Origin of the sequence: Actinotalea lenta (assembly GCF_030586465.1) — a bacterium.
GTDB lineage: Bacteria > Actinomycetota > Actinomycetes > Actinomycetales > Cellulomonadaceae > Actinotalea > Actinotalea lenta.
The window spans coordinates 2,376,741-2,394,903 of sequence record NZ_JAUQYP010000001.1 but is presented as its reverse complement, the minus strand read 5'-3'; the positions used below and the strand labels follow the sequence as shown (position 1 = coordinate 2,394,903).

14 protein-coding genes are annotated in these 18,163 nt (G+C 71.8%); 13 read left to right on the top strand and 1 reads right to left on the bottom strand.

From position 1 onward, the window contains the following. Window positions 1-37 precede the first annotated feature (37 nt). Together aspS and Q6348_RS11430 are read left to right on the top strand one after the other, a co-directional pair. Window positions 38-1,858 carry an aspartate--tRNA ligase gene (gene aspS, locus Q6348_RS11435; protein ID WP_304601415.1) on the top strand — a complete coding sequence of 607 codons (1,821 nt, stop codon included), beginning with the start codon at window positions 38-40 and terminating at the stop codon, window positions 1,856-1,858. Next, the gene (locus tag Q6348_RS11430; protein WP_304601414.1) at window positions 1,855-2,709 is read left to right on the top strand and encodes a GNAT family N-acetyltransferase; all 855 of its coding nucleotides are present in this window, start codon (window positions 1,855-1,857) and stop codon (window positions 2,707-2,709) included. Before aspS ends, Q6348_RS11430 begins: the two co-directional genes overlap by 4 nt. Before the next feature lie 53 nt (window positions 2,710-2,762). On the opposite strand, the gene Q6348_RS11425 is transcribed toward Q6348_RS11430, so the two are convergent. Further along, the gene (locus Q6348_RS11425; RefSeq protein WP_304601413.1) at window positions 2,763-5,003 is read right to left on the bottom strand and encodes an MMPL family transporter; all 2,241 of its coding nucleotides are present in this window, start codon (window positions 5,001-5,003) and stop codon (window positions 2,763-2,765) included. Between the two features lie 106 nt (window positions 5,004-5,109). On the opposite strand from Q6348_RS11425, the gene Q6348_RS11420 reads away from it, so the two are divergent. The 11 genes from Q6348_RS11420 to Q6348_RS11370 all read left to right on the top strand — a co-directional run bounded on the left by Q6348_RS11420 (window position 5,110) and on the right by Q6348_RS11370 (window position 18,163). Further along, window positions 5,110-6,480, top strand: a complete 1,371-nt coding sequence (locus Q6348_RS11420) for a replication-associated recombination protein A (protein ID WP_304601412.1) — start codon at window positions 5,110-5,112, stop codon at window positions 6,478-6,480. 333 nt (window positions 6,481-6,813) lie between these two features. Further along, the gene (rpsD, locus tag Q6348_RS11415; RefSeq protein ID WP_304601411.1) at window positions 6,814-7,440 is read left to right on the top strand and encodes a 30S ribosomal protein S4; all 627 of its coding nucleotides are present in this window, start codon (window positions 6,814-6,816) and stop codon (window positions 7,438-7,440) included. A gap of 119 nt (window positions 7,441-7,559) precedes the next feature. Then, complete coding sequence (locus Q6348_RS11410; RefSeq protein ID WP_304601410.1) at window positions 7,560-7,937, top strand: DUF948 domain-containing protein; 378 nt, start codon at window positions 7,560-7,562, stop codon at window positions 7,935-7,937. Next, complete coding sequence (locus Q6348_RS11405) at window positions 7,937-8,281, top strand: hypothetical protein (RefSeq protein ID WP_304601409.1); 345 nt, start codon at window positions 7,937-7,939, stop codon at window positions 8,279-8,281. The genes Q6348_RS11410 and Q6348_RS11405 overlap by 1 nt, the downstream gene beginning before the upstream one ends. A gap of 58 nt (window positions 8,282-8,339) precedes the next feature. Continuing rightward, window positions 8,340-11,000: an alanine--tRNA ligase gene (gene alaS, locus Q6348_RS11400; RefSeq protein WP_304601970.1), complete on the top strand. Its 2,661-nt coding sequence runs from the start codon at window positions 8,340-8,342 to the stop codon at window positions 10,998-11,000. After that, window positions 10,997-11,506: a Holliday junction resolvase RuvX gene (gene ruvX, locus Q6348_RS11395; RefSeq protein ID WP_304601408.1), complete on the top strand. Its 510-nt coding sequence runs from the start codon at window positions 10,997-10,999 to the stop codon at window positions 11,504-11,506. Before alaS ends, ruvX begins: the two co-directional genes overlap by 4 nt. After that, window positions 11,503-12,666, top strand: coding sequence for an endolytic transglycosylase MltG (gene mltG / locus Q6348_RS11390; protein WP_304601407.1), 1,164 nt, complete (start codon window positions 11,503-11,505; stop codon window positions 12,664-12,666). The genes ruvX and mltG overlap by 4 nt, the downstream gene beginning before the upstream one ends. Further along, a complete protein-coding gene (locus tag Q6348_RS11385) occupies window positions 12,633-13,541 on the top strand; it encodes a shikimate dehydrogenase (RefSeq protein WP_350339666.1) in 909 nt (302 codons plus the stop codon). Before mltG ends, Q6348_RS11385 begins: the two co-directional genes overlap by 34 nt. A gap of 132 nt (window positions 13,542-13,673) precedes the next feature. Continuing rightward, window positions 13,674-15,338 carry a GspE/PulE family protein gene (locus Q6348_RS11380; protein ID WP_304601406.1) on the top strand — a complete coding sequence of 555 codons (1,665 nt, stop codon included), beginning with the start codon at window positions 13,674-13,676 and terminating at the stop codon, window positions 15,336-15,338. 78 nt (window positions 15,339-15,416) lie between these two features. Then, a complete protein-coding gene (locus Q6348_RS11375; RefSeq protein WP_304601405.1) occupies window positions 15,417-16,934 on the top strand; it encodes a type IV pilus twitching motility protein PilT in 1,518 nt (505 codons plus the stop codon). Then, a complete protein-coding gene (locus Q6348_RS11370) occupies window positions 16,934-18,163 on the top strand; it encodes a type II secretion system F family protein (protein ID WP_304601404.1) in 1,230 nt (409 codons plus the stop codon). Before Q6348_RS11375 ends, Q6348_RS11370 begins: the two co-directional genes overlap by 1 nt.

Genomic DNA, 18,163 nt, shown 5'->3' with positions numbered 1-18,163 from the left:
CCGATCGGGCGCAGCACCCCCAAGCGAAGGATCGACCGTGCTCCGCACCCACGACGCCGGCTCCCTGCGGGCCGAGCACTCCGGCCAGACCGTCACGCTCACCGGCTGGGTGGACCGGCGGCGTGATCACGGCGGCGTGGCGTTCATCGACCTGCGAGACGCCTCGGGTGTCGCGCAGGTGGTGATCCGCGACGAGGACGTCGCGCACGGCCTGCGAAACGAGTACGTGCTCCAGGTCACCGGCGCGGTCGGGCGCCGCCCGGAGGGCAACGAGAACCCGCAGCTGGCCACGGGCGAGATCGAGGTGACCGCGAGCGACGTCGTGGTGCTCAACGAGGCCGCACCGCTGCCGTTCCAGGTGTCCTCCGCGCTCGACGAGCAGGTGGGCGAGGAGGCGCGGCTGCGGCACCGCTACCTGGACCTGCGCCGTCCCGGGCCCGCGGCCGCGCTCCGCCTGCGTGCGCGGGCCAATGCTGCGGCACGCCGGGTCCTGGACGCGCACGGATTCGTCGAGACCGAGACCCCGACCCTGACCCGGTCGACGCCGGAGGGTGCGCGGGACTTCGTGGTGCCCGCGCGGCTGGCCCCCGGCTCCTGGTACGCGCTCCCGCAGAGTCCCCAGCTGTTCAAGCAGCTGCTCATGGTCGCCGGGCTGGAGCGGTACTACCAGATCGCCCGCTGCTACCGGGACGAGGACTTCCGGGCCGACCGGCAGCCGGAGTTCACCCAGCTCGACGTCGAGATGAGCTTCGTCGAGCAGGACGACGTCATCGCCGTGTCCGAGGAGATCCTCGTCGCGCTGTGGGAGCTCATCGGGTACACGATCCCGACCCCCATCCCGCGGATCACGTACGCCGAGGCGATGCGCAAGTACGGCACGGACAAGCCCGACCTGCGCTACGGCCTGGAGCTCGTGGAGCTGACGGACTACTTCGCCGACACGCCGTTCCGGGTGTTCCAGGCGCCGTACGTGGGCGCCGTGGTCATGCCCGGCGGCGGCTCCCAGCCGCGGCGCACGTTCGACGCCTGGCAGGAGTGGGCGAAGCAGCGCGGCGCCCGCGGCCTGGCCTACGTCACGGTCTCCGAGGACGGCGAGCTCGGCGGCCCCGTCGCCAAGAACCTGTCCGACGCCGAGCGCGAGGGCCTCGTGGCCGCCGTCGGCGCTGAACCTGGCGACTGCGTGTTCTTCGCGGCGGGCAAGGCATCGGAGTCCCGGGCGCTGCTCGGCGCTGCGCGCCAGGAGATCGCCCGGCGCGTCGGCGTCGTCGACGAGTCGGCCTGGTCGTTCGTCTGGGTGGTCGACGCGCCCCTGTTCAAGCCGGTGGGTGAGGACGACGACGTGGCGGTGGGCGGTGGTCAGTGGACCGCCGTGCACCACGCTTTCACGTCGCCCAACCCGGACTGGATCGACACCTTCGAGTCCGACCCGGCGAACGCCCTCGCGTACGCCTACGACATCGTGTGCAACGGCAACGAGATCGGCGGCGGCTCGATCCGTATCCATCGGCGCGACGTCCAGGAGCGGGTGTTCGCGGTCATGGGCATCGGGCCGGACGAGGCCAGGGAGAAGTTCGGCTTCCTCCTGGACGCATTCGCGTTCGGCGCCCCGCCGCACGGCGGGATCGCGTTCGGGTGGGACCGGATCGTCATGCTGCTGACCGGCAGCGACTCGATCCGCGACGTCATCGCGTTCCCCAAGTCGGGCGGCGGGTACGACCCGCTGACCGGCGCACCGGCACCCATCAGCGCCGAGCAGCGCAAGGAGACCGGGGTCGACGCGACCCCGGCGCCGGAGGGGACCGTCGAGACCGCGGGCTCGTCCGCGCGCGCTGGTGGCGCGCCGCGCGATCCGGCGTGAGCGCTCCGTCCGAGCAGGCGACCGGGGCCGACCTGCCGGCGCGGTGGCGAGCGGACCGGATGCTGCTCGCCGACCGGCGGCGCGGGACGGCGCGCACCGTCGTCGCGGAGGAGGACGCCCTGCTCCTGATGGTGCGGGTCGCAGACCGCAGCACCCTCCTGGGCCGAGGCGACCCTGCGCGCGTGCGGCGGCTGCTGGGCGTCCGCGCGACCGGTCTCGGGCCCGTGCGGTGGGCAACCCTGCCGCGGCTGGCGGCGGGCCCCGCTGGCGTGTCCGGGGCACCCGAGCACGAAGGTCCGTGGCTGGAGGCGGAAGTCGACCTTCCCGCCTCGACCCGCACAGCGCTGGGGATCGAGGCGGCCACTGCATGGGACTGGTTCGCCACGACCACCCCGCCCGGAGCCGTGCCGCACGGAGATCGCGTGGACGCCCTGGACCCGATCGGGGACGCCGACGCGATCCGGGCGTGCCTGGCCGCGGCGAACCCGGGATCCCGAGCCGACCCTGTCGCGCCGGACGAGGCGGCCTGGTTCGGTGTGACAGGCACGGACGGGCTCGTGGGGGTGATCGGCGCGTCCCGGCGCGCGGGAGACCCCTTGGGCGCGGACCTCTCGTGGCACCTGCACGGGCTCGGGGTGCTCCCGGGCGCCCGCGGTGCCGGGCTGGGTGCGGCCCTGACGAGCGCCGCGACCGTGGCCGGCTTCGCCGCCGGTGCCGACTGGGTCTCCCTGGGGATGTACGCCGCCAACGCCCCGGCGCGGCGACTGTACGACCGCCTCGGCTTCGTGGTGGAGGGGCGCTTCACCTCCTATCGGGCGGTGACCGCGACCCACCCGGGCGCCCGCCGCTGACGCCACCTGGTCACGAGGGCCGCGGCGGCACGGTCGATCCCTCCTGGCGCGCCTCAGTGCTGGATCGTCGCGCGGCGCGTGACGCGCAGCAGCCACCTCGGGGCCCACCAGTTCGCCCTGCCGAGGATCGTCATCGTCGCGGGCACCAGGAGCATCCGGACCAGCGTCGCATCGACCAGCACGGCGACCGCCAGGGAGAACCCGACCTCCTTGATGATCAAGAGCTTGCCGAACACGAAGCCCGTGAACACCACGATCACGATCAGGGCGGCTGAGGTGATGATCCGGCCCGAGCGCTGGAGCCCACGGCGGACGGCTTCGTCGTTGGTGGCCCCCGCATCCCACTGCTCCTTGATCCGGGAGAGCAGGAAGACCTCGTAGTCCATGGCGAGCCCGAACCCGAACGCCACGACCAGCGCGATCACGTAGGTCTCGATCCCGCCCGTCGGCCGGAAGCTCAGAATTCCCTCGAGGTGGCCGTCCTGGAACACCCAGACCAGCACGCCGAGCGACGCGGACAGCGACAGCGCGTTGGTCAGGAGGGCCTTGAGCGGGATCACCAGCGACCTGGTCATGAGGAACAGCAGCACGAACGTCGCCGCGACGACGATGCCCACCGCCCACCACATCCGCGCGGCGAGGGCGTCGAGGAAGTCGAGCTGGTTGGCGGCCTGTCCGGTGACCCAGGTGTCGAAGGGTGCGTCGAGGCCCCGGACCGCCCGAACCGCGTCAACAGCCTTCGGGCCGCCGGGGTCCGCCGTGTCCACCCGGTAGGGGACGACGACGTAGGACGTCCCCAGCTGCTGCGGCGGGTCGATCGAGGCGACCTCGGGGAGGTCGATGAGCTGAGTGCTCCAGGCGGTCACCTCGTCGAGCGAACCCTCGGCCACGACCCAGCCTGTCGCCGACTCCGATGCCGGGTACTGCTCGGCGATCGTGGTCAGGTAGGCCCGTTGGCCCGAGTGCAGTGGTAGCAGCTCGACCGTCGAGTTGCGCAGCTGGAGCTGCAGCACGGGCGAGGCGAGCACCGCGAGCACGGCGATCGCGCCCAGCATCACGAGCCACGGACGCCGCTGCACCCGTTGGGCGAGGCGGGAGAACACGCCGTCCTCGGTCGTGACGTCGCCGGTCCGGCGGATGAGCCAGGCGAGGCCCGGGATGCGCCCGACCAGGCCTGGCTTGATGAGCCGACGTCCGGCGAGGGCGAGGAGCGCCGGGACGAGCGTCGTGGCGGTGGCCACGGCGATGAGGATCACTGCGACGCCGGCACTGCCGAACGCCCGCAGGATCGACGGCCGGAAGACCATGAGGCCCGCGATCGAGATCGCCACTGTCAGTGCGGAGAACAGGACAGTGCGGCCGGCGGTGTGCATGGTGCGCTCCAGCGCGATCTGCACGGCGCCGTCGCCACGGCGACGGCGCACGCGTTGCCCGCCGTCGGCGTCGACGAGGGCGTGCAGCTCCTCGCGGAACCGGGAGACGATCAGCAGGCCGTAGTCGATCGACAGGCCGAGCCCGAGCACCGTCACGACGTTGACGACGGAGGCGTCCATCTCGAGCAGGTAGGACAGCCCTAGGACGCTGCCCAGCCCCCCGGCGATCGATGCGACGGCGGCGGCGAGCGGCATGCCGGCGCTGAGCAGCCCCCCGAAGACCAGCACCATGACCACCAGGGCGACGGGGAGCGCGATCGCCTCGCCGGTCTGCAGGTCCTTCTCGACCTGGTCGGTGATCTCCTTGACGATCAGGGTCGTGCCGCCGACCTGCCCCGTCACCGTGGAGCCGACAGCGGCGGTGAGCGCGGGGGGCACCGCCTCGAGCCTGGCCTGCACCTTGGCAAGCGCCACGTCCTCGGCAGCGGATGAGAGGCCGTGCTGGAGCTCGACGACCATGAGGAAACCGCGACCGTTGCGGGCCAGCAGGCCGGACACCGCGGGGTTGGCCGGTCCGTCGGGCACCACGTACGGGTCGATCACCGAGGCGACCCCGGCGATCGCGGACAGGTCCCGGCGTGCCGGTGTCACGACGCGGGGGATCGAGGAGTCGGTGGGGTCGACGCCGTTGACCGCGAGCGTCAGGGACGGGCCGGTGGTGGACTGCTCGGCGATGATGTCCGAGCCGACCTGGCTCTGCGAGCCCGGAACCCCCGGCGCCCCGGTGCTGAGCCGGTCGAACAGGGTCTGCCCGGTGGCACCGCTGAGCGTCATGACGAAGGCGGCACCGGCGAGCAGGACCCACACCAGGATCGTGGTGCGCGGATGCTCAGCGATCCGCCGTCCCAGGTGGTCGAACACCTGATCATCCTTCCAGGTCAGCGCCGCTGGGTGCACATCTATCCGGCGAACGTCGTGGAGCAGTTGGCGGGACCGGCGTGTGGTTGGACGGCCGTAGGCTGGCTCCGTGGACTTGTTCGACGCCGCGGTGACGACCCCTGACGGTCGGCCGGGCGTGCGGGCCGGTGCGCCGTTGGCCGTGCGGATGCGGCCGAGCTCGCTCGACGAGGTCGCCGGGCAGGATCACCTGCTGGCGCCGGGCTCGCCCCTGCGGCGACTGGTCGCGCCGGGCGAGGAGGCCCGCCGGACCGCGCCGTCGTCCGTGGTCCTGTGGGGCCCCCCGGGCACCGGGAAGACCACCCTCGCCTACCTGGTGGCCGCGGCGGCAGGGCGCCGCTTCGTCGAGCTGTCCGGCGTGACCTCGGGCGTCAAGGAGGTCCGCGCCGTGGTCGAGGAGGCCCGCAGGCTCCTCGCGACCGGAGGCCCGGAGACGGTGCTCTTCATCGACGAGGTGCACCGGTTCTCCTCGACCCAGCAGGACGCGCTGCTCCCGAGCGTGGAGAACCGGTGGGTCACCCTGGTCGCGGCGACCACGGAGAACCCGAGCTTCTCCGTGGTCTCCCCGCTGCTGTCGCGATCCTTGCTCCTGACCCTGCGGCCGCTCACCGACGACGACGTGCGCGTGCTGGTGCGGCGCGCGGTGAGCGACGAGAGGGGCCTGGCCGGCGCGGTCTCGTTGCACCAGGACGCCGAGGAACACCTGCTGCGCCTGGCGGGCGGCGACGCGCGCAAGGCCCTGACGATCCTCGAGGCCGCGGCGGGATCGCTGCTCGATGCACGTGGACCGGGTGACCCGCGCGTCGCAGAGGTCGACCTGGCGGCGGTGGAGCGTGCGGTCGACGTCGCCGCCGTCCGGTACGACCGCGCGGGGGACCAGCACTACGACGTGGCGAGCGCGTTCATCAAGTCGATGCGCGGGTCGGACGTGGACGCGGCCCTGCACTACCTGGCCCGGATGGTGGTCGCGGGGGAGGACCCGCGGTTCATCGCGCGCCGGATCGTCATCGCAGCGGCGGAGGAGGTCGGGATGGCGGACCCGTCCGCCCTCCAGACGGCGGTCGCCGCAGCCCAGGCCGTACAGCTGATCGGCATGCCGGAGGGGCGAATCGTGCTCGCGGAGGCGGTGGTGCATGTGGCGACGGCCCCGAAGTCGAACGCCTCGTACGCCGCGGTCGACGCGGCGATCGCCGACGTGCGGGCGGGCCGGGTCGGTACCGTCCCGGCGCATCTGCGCGACGCCCACTACTCCGGGGCGGAGCGCGTCGGGCACGGACAGGGTTACCGGTATGCGCACGACGAGGCGCACGGCGTGGCAGCCCAGCAGTACCTGCCCGACGAGCTCCGTGACGCGCGCTACTACACGCCCTCCGACCGTGGCTTCGAGCGCCAGGTCGCCGAACGGCTGGCCCGGATCCGCGAGATCCTCGACCGGACCTGAGGTCGGCAGGGGTGAGGACGTCGCTGTGGCGGCGGCCGACGCGGCGAAGCGGGTCGGAGCCACGGATCAGCGTCCACACGGTGGACCGCCCCGCACGGAAGGGTGTCTGAGCGCCGCCTCGCCGCGTGGGGCGCCGGGACCACGTCGGCGGTGCAGGGGCGGTGCGGCAGCGGGCGGGACTCGCGACACCGTGACATCCGGTACGCTGTTGCGGTTGCCCGCTGCGGTGGGCACGCCCTGGGGACCTCAGCCGCAGTATGAAGGTCGGTCCCACGCCCGCCGGGAACCGCCCGCCGCGGGTTGTGCCTCGACAACGACAGGACGAACACACGTATGACCAAGGTGACCCGTGCGCGCCGCCAGGTGCGCCTGTCCCGCGCTCTCGGCCTGGCCCTGACGCCCAAGGCCGTCAAGCACTTCGAGAAGCGCCCCTACCCGCCCGGTGAGCACGGCCGCGCCCGCCGCCGCACCGAGTCCGACTACGCCGTGCGGCTGCGCGAGAAGCAGCGCCTGCGCGCCCAGTACGGGCTGCGGGAGAAGCAGCTCGCCCGTGCGTTCGAGGAGGCCCGCAAGACCCCGGGTCTGACCGGTGAGGCACTCGTCGAGAACCTCGAGACACGCCTGGACGCCCTCGTGCTGCGCGCCGGCTTCGCCCGCACGATCCTGCAGGCCCGCCAGGCCGTGGTGCACCGCCACATCCTGGTCGACGGCAAGATCGTCGACCGCCCGTCGGCCCAGGTCAAGGTCGGGCAGACCCTTCAGGTCAAGCCCCGCAGCCAGACGATGGTGCCGTTCCAGGTGGCCGCCGCCGGCGCACACCGCGACGTGCTGCCTGCCGTGCCGGGCTACCTGGACGTCCAGCTCGAGAAGCTCACCGCGGTTCTCACGCGTCGGCCCAAGCGCGCCGAGGTACCGGTGACCTGCGAGGTCCAGCTGGTGGTCGAGTACTACTCGCGCTGACCGACCCTCACGGACGCCCCGCACCCGCCTCGGGTGGCGGGGCGTTCGTGCCTCGCACGCGGGTACGGCCCGAGCCGCCGCACGGGTAGGGTCGTCACGTCGTCGACACAGGAGGCCGCATGTCCGAGGTCGTGCAGTGGATCGGTGCCATCGCCGGTCTGATCGCAGCGGTGGTCTTCGCGGGTCTCGTCGGGTTCCTCGCGGTGCCGCTGGTCAAGCTCGGCCGCACGTTCGACGCCGCCACGCAGTCCATCCGCGATGTCACCGAGCACACCCTGCCGGTGATCGACGAGGCCGCCGGCACGGTCGCGCAGACCAACGTGCAGCTCGGCAAGGTGGATCAGGTCACCACGTCGGCGGCGGAGATCAGCCAGAACGTGTCGGCACTGACCGCTCTCGTCTCGGCCACCGTCGGTGGACCGCTGATCAAGGTCGCTGCGTTCAGCTACGGCGTGCGCCGGGCGATGGCCGACCTCGCGGCGAAGGTTCGGCGCTGATGCGACGTCTGTTCTGGATGGGTGTCGGCGCCGCGGCGACCGTGGTCGTCGCCCAGCGACTGCGTACGGCGTGGCACAAGTACACCCCGGAGGGGGTCGCGGAGCAGGTGGAGCAGGCGAGCCTGGGCTTGGTCGCGGCCGCGCGCAGCGCAGTGGACACCTTCACGGACTCCTTCCGCACCCGCGAGCGCGACCTGACCTCGCAGCTCCTGGTCGAGCCCGAGGGCGGCGACGCGTCGGCCGTCTTCCGCCGTGGACGGACGCCGGGCCCGGGCGCCCCGCCGACCACGCGCGCTCGCCCGACCGGCCGGGTCGACGACGACGAACCGCTCTACGACTTCTGACCCCTGGGCCCCCGCCCGCACGACCGCGGCCGTGTGCCGCACGAAGACCGAGGACACCATGCTCACCTCCGAGATCCGGCGTCGATGGCTTGCCTTCTTCGAGCAGCGCGGCCACACCGTGGTGCCGTCGGCCTCGCTCATCTCCCCGGACCCGTCGACGCTGTTCACCATCGCCGGCATGGTCCCCTTCATCCCCTACATGCTCGGTCAGCAGACCCCACCGTGGGACCGCGCCACGTCCGTGCAGAAGTGCGTGCGGACGCTGGACATCGACGAGGTCGGCAAGACCACGCGCCACGGCACGTTCTTCCAGATGAACGGCAACTTCTCGTTCGGCGACTACTTCAAGGAGGGCGCCATCGAGTACGCCTGGGAGCTGGTCACCGGTTCCCAGGACGACGGGTGCTACGGCTTCGACCCCGACAAGGTCTGGGTGACCGTCTACGAGGAGGACGACGAGGCCGCCGCGCTGTGGCGCAAGGTCGCAGGCCTGCCCGAGCGACGCATCCAGCGGCGCGGCAAGAAGGACAACTACTGGCACACCGGCCAGCCGGGCCCCGCTGGTCCCTGCTCGGAGATCTACATCGACCGCGGTCCGGCCTACGGACCGGAGGGCGGCCCGGTGGTCGACGAGGACCGCTTCCTGGAGATCTGGAACCTCGTCTTCATGCAGTACGCGATCGAGGACGTGAGCGCGAAGGACCAGTTCCGGATCGTCGGGGACCTGGCGAAGAAGAACATCGACACCGGGATGGGCCTGGAGCGCACCGCCTATCTGCTCCAGGGCGTGGACAACCTCTACGAGATCGACGAGGTCTTCCCCGTGATCGGTGCCGCCCAGGAGCTGTCCGGGAGGCGGTACGGGGCGGACCACGACGACGACGTCCGCATGCGCGTCGTCGCGGACCACGTGCGTAGCGCGCTCATGCTCATCGGGGACGGTGTCACCCCGTCGAACGAGGGTCGCGGCTACGTGCTGCGGCGTCTGCTGCGGCGCTCGGTGCGCGCGATGCGCCTGCTCGGGGTCGACGAGCCGTCGCTGCCGCACCTGCTGCCGGTGTCCCGCGACGCGATGGGACAGTCCTACCCCGAGCTGGTGAGCGGCTTCGATCGGATCAGCCGCACTGCGTACGCGGAGGAGGAGGCGTTCCGGCGCACCCTCGCTGCGGGCACCACGATCCTGGACACCGCCGTCAGGACGGCCAAGGACGCCGGCGACACGATGCTGGCCGGTGAGCAGGCGTTCGCGCTGCACGACACCTATGGCTTCCCGATCGACCTGACCCTGGAGATGGCCGCGGAGCAGGGGCTCAAGGTCGACGAGCAGGGCTTCCGGGACCTCATGCGCACCCAACGCGAGCGGGCACGGGCAGACGCCAAGGCCAAGAAGGGCGGCCACGTCGACCTGACGGTGTTCCACGGTCTGCGGGAGGCCGGTGCGACGCCTTTCACGGGCTACTCCGAGCTCGCCACGCACTCCACGGTGCGAGCGTTGCTGCGCGACGGCACGCTGCTGCCGGCCGCTGCCGAGGGCGAGACCGTCGACGTCGTGCTCGAGCGGACCCCGTTCTACGCGGAGTCCGGCGGCCAGGAGTCGGACGCGGGGGTCATCACCTCCGACGGCGCTCGCCTGGAGGTGCTCGACGTGCAGCGCCCGGTCAAGGGGCTGATCGTGCACACCGTGCGGGTCGCCGAGGGGGAGATCCGGTCGGGCGCGGAGGTGCTCGCGCAGGTCGACCCGCAGTGGCGGCTGGGTGCTCGGCAGGCGCACTCCGGGACGCACGTCGTGCACGCCGCCCTGCGCGAGGTCCTGGGTCCCGACGCCCTGCAGTCCGGGTCCTACAACAAGCCGGGTTACCTGCGGCTGGACTTCTCCTGGAACCAGGCCCTGTCGGCGTCCGCGCGCACCGAGATCGAGGACGTCGCCAACCGCGCCATCCGGGAGGACCTCGGTGTGAGGTGGCAGTACATGCCGCTCGCCGAGGCCAAGGCGTGGGGCGCAATCGCGCTGTTCGGCGAGACCTACGACGAGGAGGTCCGGGTCGTCGAGATCGGCGGGCCGTGGTCGCGTGAGCTGTGCGGTGGCACGCACGTGGACCACTCGAGCCAGATCGGGCTGGTCGCCCTGACGGGCGAGTCGTCGGTGGGCTCGGGTTCGCGCCGTGTCGAGGCGCTCGTCGGGCTGGAGGCGTTCCACCACCTCGCGCGGGAACGTGCCCTGGTGGCGACCCTCAGCGAGAGTCTCAAGGCTCGGCCCGAGGAGCTCCCGGAGCGGGTGGCCGGGCTGGCGGCGCGTCTGAAGGAGGCCGAGAAGGAGCTCGCGGCGATCCGCACCGAACGACTCCTCGGCCGGGTCGGTGACCTGGCGTCGTCGGCCACCGACGTGCGCGGTGTGCGCCTCGTGGCCGACAGCGTCGGCGAGGTGTCCGGTGCGGACGACCTGCGCACGCTGAGCCTGGAGGTCCGCGGACGGCTCGGTGAGCAGCCCGCGGTCGTGGCGCTCGGTGGGGTGGCCGGGGGACGTCCGGTCGTGGTGGTCGTGACGAACGCCGCCGCGCGCGACGGAGGGCTCCAGGCCGGGGCGCTGGCCAAGACCGCTGCCGGCGCCCTCGGGGGCGGCGGTGGCGGCAAGCCTGATGTGGCCCAGGGCGGGGGCACGGACCCGAGCCGGCTGCCCGACGCCCTGCGCGCGCTGCAGGCGGCGGTCGCGGACCGGTGACCGTGCAGCGCGGGCCTCGGCTCGCCGTGGACGTCGGCTCGGTCCGGGTCGGCGTGGCCGCGAGCGACCCGGACGGCCTGCTCGCGACACCCGTGGAGACCGTCCAGTGCGACCGGTACGCGGACGCCGGCGTGGGCAGGGTGGTACAGCTCGCGCGAGAGCGGGACGTGGCATGCGTGTACGTGGGGCTACCGCGACACCTGTCCGGGCGCGAGGGTTCGGCATCCGAGGCCGCGCGCAACTATGGTGTCCGTCTGGCCCGTGCGGTGGCCCCGGTGCCCGTCCACCTCGTCGACGAGCGGATGAGCACCGTCTCGGCGCACCGCTCGATGCACGCGTCGGGACGTCCGGGGCGTCGCCATCGTGCGGTGGTCGACCAGGCCGCCGCCGTGGTGATCCTCCAGGCGGCCCTCGACGCCGAGCGTTCGGCGGGCCGACGGGTGGGCGAGCAGGTGCAGACGGACGACAGCAGCGGGGGCGTGGAACGAGCGGAGGACTCTTGGTGAACGACGACTTCCTCGACGAGATCGTGGGCGCTGGGAGCGCCGACGGCGCCCGTCGGGGGACCCGCCGTGACGGTCGCAAGGAGCGGGACCGTCGACGCCGCTCCCGCCGGCGCCGCACGGTGGCCGCTCTCGTCATCTCGTTGCTGGTGCTCGGGGGCGTCGGCATCGGCGTGTGGCAGTGGGTGCTGCCTGCGCTCGGCAACCTGGGCCCCACGCAGGCCGCCCCTGAGGACTATCCCGGCCCCGGCCACGGCAGCGTCGAGGTGACGATCCCCAAGGGAGCGACCGGCGCGCAGATGGGCCGGCTGCTGGCCGAGCAGGGAGTGGTCCGGACCGCGACCGCCTTCAGCAAGGCCTTCACCGCCAACCCGGGCGCCTCGGGCATCCAGCCGGGGACGTACCGCATGCTCCTCGAGATGCCCGCCGCGGACGCCGTCACCGCGCTGCTGGACCCGTCCAACCGCGTGCAGACCAAGGTGACGATCCCGGAGGGCTTCCGGGTCGACCAGGTCGTGGACCGCCTGTCCTCGATCACGACGATCTCGACGGACGACATCAAGGCAGCCATGCAGGACACCTCGGCGACGGGCCTGCCCGCCGAGGCCGACGGCACGTACGAGGGCTGGCTGTTCCCTGCCACGTACACCTTCCAGCCCGACGAGACCGCCACCGACATGATCGCGGCCATGGTCGCCAAGACGGTGAGCGTCCTCGACAGCCACGACGTCGCCCCCGCCGACCGGGAGCGGATCCTGACGATGGCGTCCTTGGTGGAGCGCGAGGCCAAGACCTCCGAGGACCGGGCCAAGGTCGCGCGTGCGATCCAGAACCGGCTCGACATCGACATGAAGCTCGACATCGACGCCTCCGTCGCGTACGGCCTGGGCATCTCCGGGACGCAGCTCACCAAGGCCGACCTGGCCAAGGACACGCCCTACAACACCTACCTGCACACGGGCCTGCCGCCGACGCCGATCGCCTCGCCGGGCGAGGACTCGATCAACGCCGTGCTGAATCCTGCGGACGGCCCGTGGCTCTTCTGGGTGACGGTCAACCCGGAGACGGGCGAGACCCTGTTCGCCGAGACGTACCCGGAGCAGCAGAAGAACATCGCGAAGCTGCGGCAGTGGCAGGCCGACCACCCGTCGAGCAGCGGATGACGGGGGCGGCGCGCCGGGCGGCGGTGCTCGGGCACCCGATCGCACACTCGCTGTCACCTGTGCTGCACCGGGCCGCCTACGCCGCCCTCGGCCTGGACGGCTGGCGCTACGACGCGATCGACACGCCCCTCGAACGACTGCCCGAGGTGGTCGCGGCGGTGGATCAGCAGTGGGCTGGCCTGAGCGTGACGATGCCGCTCAAGACGGCCATCCTCGCGCACCTGCACCACGTCGAGCCGCTCGCCGAGCTGCTCGGGGTGGTGAACACCGTCCTGGTGCAGCCCGGGGAGCCGGTGTCCCTGGTCGGTGCCAACACCGACGTCGCCGGGATCCTCGCCGCTCTCCGGGAGTCGCAGCGTCCCCTGGACGGTCCCGCCGTCGTGGTCGGCGGGGGAGCGACCGCGGCGTCCGCGCTCGCGGCGCTGGCCCAGGTCGGCCAGACCGAGGCGACCGTGCAGGTCCGGTCCCCGGCGCGGGCCGGGGCGACGGTGCGCGCCGCGCACCGGATGGGGCTGGCACCGCGGGTCGCCGCCCTCGGGACCGCGGAGCGGGCGGTGGCGAGCTGGCGTGAGGCCGGCATCGTCGTCGTGACCTTGCCCCCGGGGGCGGGCGACGCGTTCGCCGATGCGCTGCGGGACGCGGGCGCCGAGGCGGGCGGCGTGCTGCTGGACTGCGCCTACGACCCGCGACCTACGCCCCTCGGTCGGGCGTGGGGAGACCGCGGCGGCACGGTCGTGCCGGGGGAGCGGATGCTGCTGCACCAGGCCGCGGAGCAGGTGCGGCTGATGACCGGGCACCCGGCGCCGCTCGACGCGATGGACCGCGCCCTGCATGCGGCTCTCGGCACCGCGTCGAAGGAGCCCGGCGGGCGCTGACCGGGGTGACGGCCCGGCGCCGTCCGCCCCCGGCCCCACGGTGCGGGTTCGCTCGAAAGGGCTACAGCCCGGCGCTCCCCGTGCCGATAGGTCGAGCAGCGGCAACGTGCTCGGCCTGGCGGAAGGACCCCCGTGAAGCAGCTTGGCGACATCCTCCTCGACAACGGTCTGCTGACCGAGGCGCAGCTGATGGCGGCCCTCGACGAACAGGTGATCCGGGGTCAGTCGCTGGGCCGGGTCCTGGTGGAGATGGGCACCGTGACCGAGGCGCAGCTGGTCAAGGCGCTGGCCGCCCAGGTGGACATGGAGTTCATCGAGCTCGCCGAGTACCCGGTGGACCGGGCGGCCGTGGCGACGCTTCCGGCGGCAGTGTGCCGTAAGTACACGATCCTGCCGATCACCATCCACGCGGGCGTGCTGTACCTGGCGATGGCCGATCCGGGGAACGTGATCGCGGTGGACGACGCGCGCACGTTGTCGCGGATGCCCGTCCAGACCGTGGTGGCCACGCGCGACGAGCTCGAGCAGGCGATCGCTCGCTACTGTCGCGCGGACGAGGAGATCGACGACCTGGCGTCCTCGTTCGAGGACACCGCCGAGGCCGAGGACGTCTCGGTCGGCGAAGCGGTCGAGGACGACGCCCCGATCGTGCGCTTCGTGAACCTCCTGGTGACCCAGGCGATCACCGACCGGGCGTCCGACATCCACATCGAGCCCGCCGAGGACGACATGCGGGTGCGGTACCGGATCGACGGGGTCCTGCACGAGATGCAGCACGCGCCGAAGAACATCCAGGCCGGCATCATCTCGCGCCTGAAGATCATGAGCGACATCGACATCGCCGAGCGACGCAAGCCCCAGGACGGCCGCATGTCGGTCGTGCACGAGGGGCGGAAGGTCGATCTCCGGGTCGCGACGCTGCCGACGGTGTGGGGCGAGAAGGTCGTCATGCGAATCCTGGACAACTCCACCGCGAGCCTCGACCTGCGCGAGCTGTCCTTCCTGGACGAGAACCTCGACGTGTACGCGGAGTCGTACCAGAAGCCGTACGGGATGATCTTGGTCACGGGGCCGACCGGTTCCGGCAAGTCGACCACCCTGTACGCGACGCTCAACGCGGTGTCGCGGCCCGAGATCAACGTGATCACCGTGGAGGACCCGGTCGAGTACCGGCTCGCCGGGATCAACCAGGTCCAGGTCAACCCGAAGGCCGGCTTGACGTTCGCGGGGGCGCTGCGCTCGATCCTGCGTTCCGACCCGGACGTGGTGCTCCTGGGCGAGATCCGTGATCACGAGACGGCGCAGATCGCGATCGAGGCGGCGCTCACGGGCCACCTCGTGCTGTCCACGCTGCACACCAATGACGCGCCGAGTGCGGTGACCCGGCTCGTCGAGATGGGCATCGAGCCGTTCCTCGTCGGTTCCGCGCTGGACTGCGTCGTCGCCCAGCGCCTGGCACGCCGGCTGTGCTCGAAGTGCAAGGAGTCGTACACGCCGAGCGAGGTCGAGCTGATCGCCGCACGCTTTCCGTGGAGTCCCGGAGACGACGTGCCGACGCTGTACCGGCCGACCGGGTGCCAGGCGTGCTCCCACACCGGCTACAAGGGTCGGATGGCGCTCCACGAGGTGATGCGCGTGACCGAGGAGATCGAACGGCTCGCCGTGGGTCACGCGTCGTCGGCCGAGATCGGCCACACCGCGCGGGAGCAGGGAATGACCACTCTGCGTGACGACGGCTGGGCAAAGGTGATGCTCGGCCAGACGTCCCTGGAGGAGGTGCTCCGGGTGGTGGCATGACCGCCTCAAGCCGCAGCGTCCCGCCGTCGATACACCATCCGAGCGCCCCGAGCGCGCCGCCGATGTGAGAGGTCCACCGTGAACACGACCCCCGACCCCGGAGCACCCGAGCGGTGGAGCCCGCTGCCCGAGCGGCAGCCCGGCGCCCCGCGGCACGACATCCCGACCGCGCCAGGTGTGCCGGCCGGCTACGGGCCCGACGCGGCGCGTGCCCAGAGCGCACCATCCACGGGCCAGAGCGCCCCGGCTCCCGGGCGCGTCGCGGGTGGCGCCGCCGCAGCCCCGCCGGTCCGGCCCACCTCAGGTCCTGGGCCCGCCACGTCGCCGGGGGGTCCTGCGCGTGCGGCAGCTCCCGAGCGGTCGGCGACGCCCGAACGGTCGGCGCCCCCCGCGGCGCGCCGGGTCGGGATGCCCCAGGCGAGCCAGGAGGGGGACGTCGACCTGGACGCGGCGTTGCGTGCCATGGTCGCCGCCGGCGCGTCCGACCTGCACCTGACGTCCGGTTCGCAGCCGATGATCCGGTTGGACGGGGGACTACGGCCCCTCGACGGATTCCCGACCATGTACCCCGACTCGCTGCAGCGCACCCTGTATGCGGTGCTCACCCAGAAGCAGCGGGAGACCTTCGAGGAGAACCTGGAGCTCGACTTCGCGTACGCGGTCAGGGGCGTCTCGCGCTTCCGTGTGAACCTCTACCGGCAGCGAGACTCCGTCGGGGCGGCGTTCCGCATGATCCCCTACGAGATCAAGCCGCTCGAGGAGCTCGGGGTCCCGCCGGTCGTGGCCAACTTCGCGAACCTCCCGCGCGGTCTGGTGCTCGTCACCGGTCCCACCGGATCGGGCAAGTCGACGACGCTCGCCGCGGTGATCGACCTCGCCAACCGCAGCCGCAACGAGCACATCATGACGGTCGAGGACCCGATCGAGTTCCTGCACCGGCACAAGAGGTCGCTCATCAACCAGCGCGAGGTCGGGTCGGACACGCACTCGTTCGCCAACGCGCTCAAGCACGTGCTGCGCCAGGACCCCGACGTGATCCTGGTCGGCGAGATGCGTGACCTCGAGACGATCTCCGTGGCGCTGACGGCCGCCGAGACCGGTCACCTGGTCTTCGCGACCCTGCACACCCAGGACGCCGCCCAGACGATCGACCGCATCATCGACGTGTTCCCGGCGCACCAGCAGGACCAGATCCGCACGCAGCTCGCGGCCGCGATCCAAGGCGTCGTGTGCCAGACGCTGTGCAAGCGGGCCAACGGCAAGGGCCGCGTCGTGGCGACCGAGATCCTGCTCGCCACGCCGGCCATCCGGAACCTGATCCGCGAGGGCAAGACCCACCAGATCTACTCCGCGATGCAGGCCGGCCTCCAGCAGGGCATGCACACGATGGACCAGCACCTCGCCGAGCTGGTCCGCGCCCAGGCGATCACGTACGAGACCGGCGTGGAGAAGTGCCAGAACGTCGCCGACTTCAACAGGCTGACCGGCCGGATCGGCTCGGGCGGCGGGGGCAGCGCCCTCGGGTCGATGACGGGTGGTGACCCGCTCAGTGCGGTGACCCTCGCCGGCGGTGCACCCGCTGGAGGGATGTACTGATGGCGACCGCCACGAAGACGTTCGAGTACTCCGTCCGTGACCGGGGCGGGAAGGTCGTCAAGGGCAGGATCGAGGCGAGCAACCAGGCGGCGGTCGCCAACCGGCTGCGCACCATGGGCCTCGCGCCGATCGCGATCAGCGAGGTGCAGAACGCGGGGCTGCAGCGGGAGCTGAAGATCCCGGGGTTCGGTGACCGCATCAAGCTGAAGGACATCGCGATCCTGTCCCGTCAGCTGGCGACGATGATCAACGCGGGCCTGACCCTGCTCCGGGCGCTGTCGATCCTCGCGGAGCAGACCGAGAACAAGGCGCTCGCGAAGGTCGTCGGTCAGGTGCGCACCGACGTGGAGAGCGGCTCGGCGTTGTCCGCGTCGCTCGCCAAGCACCCGCAGGTGTTCCCGCCGCTGATGATCAACATGGTCAAGGCGGGCGAGGTCGGCGGCTTCCTGGACTCCGTCCTGCTGCGCATCGCGGAGAACTTCGAGGCCGAGGTCAAGCTGCGCTCGACGATCAAGAGCGCGATGACCTATCCCGTGGTGGTCTTCGTGTTCGCCATCCTGGCCACGATCGGCATGCTGCTGTTCATCGTGCCGGTCTTCGCCTCGATGTTCGAGGGACTGGGCGGCGAGCTCCCGCTCCCGACCCGGGTCCTCGTGTTCCTCTCGGGCGTCATGAAGTGGATCGCCCCCGTCCTGGCGGTCGGCGCGGTCGCCTTCGCCGCCTGGTGGGGGCGGCACAAGAACGACCGCGGCGTCCGCGAGAGGCTCGACCCGCTGAAGCTGAAGATCCCCGTGTTCGGGCCGCTGTTCCAAAAGATCGCGGTGAGCCGGTTCACGCGCAACTTCGGCACCATGGTGCGCGCGGGCGTCCCCATCCTGCAGGCGTTGAACGTCGTGGGGGAGACCAGCGGCAACGTCGTCATCGAGCGGGCCTCGCGGGACATCGCCGACTCGGTGCGTTCCGGTCAGGCCCTCACCGGGCCGCTGGCGCAGCACAAGGTCTTCCCGCCCATGGTGGTGCAGATGATGGCGGTCGGTGAGGACACCGGTGCGCTGGACACCATGCTCGACAAGATCTCGGAGTTCTACGACCAGGAGGTCGAGGCGACCACCGAGGCGCTGACGTCGCTCATCGAGCCCCTGATGATCGTGGTCATCGGCTCGATCATCGGATCCATGATCATTGCCATGTACATGCCGATCTTCAAGATCTTCGACCTCATCGGCTGA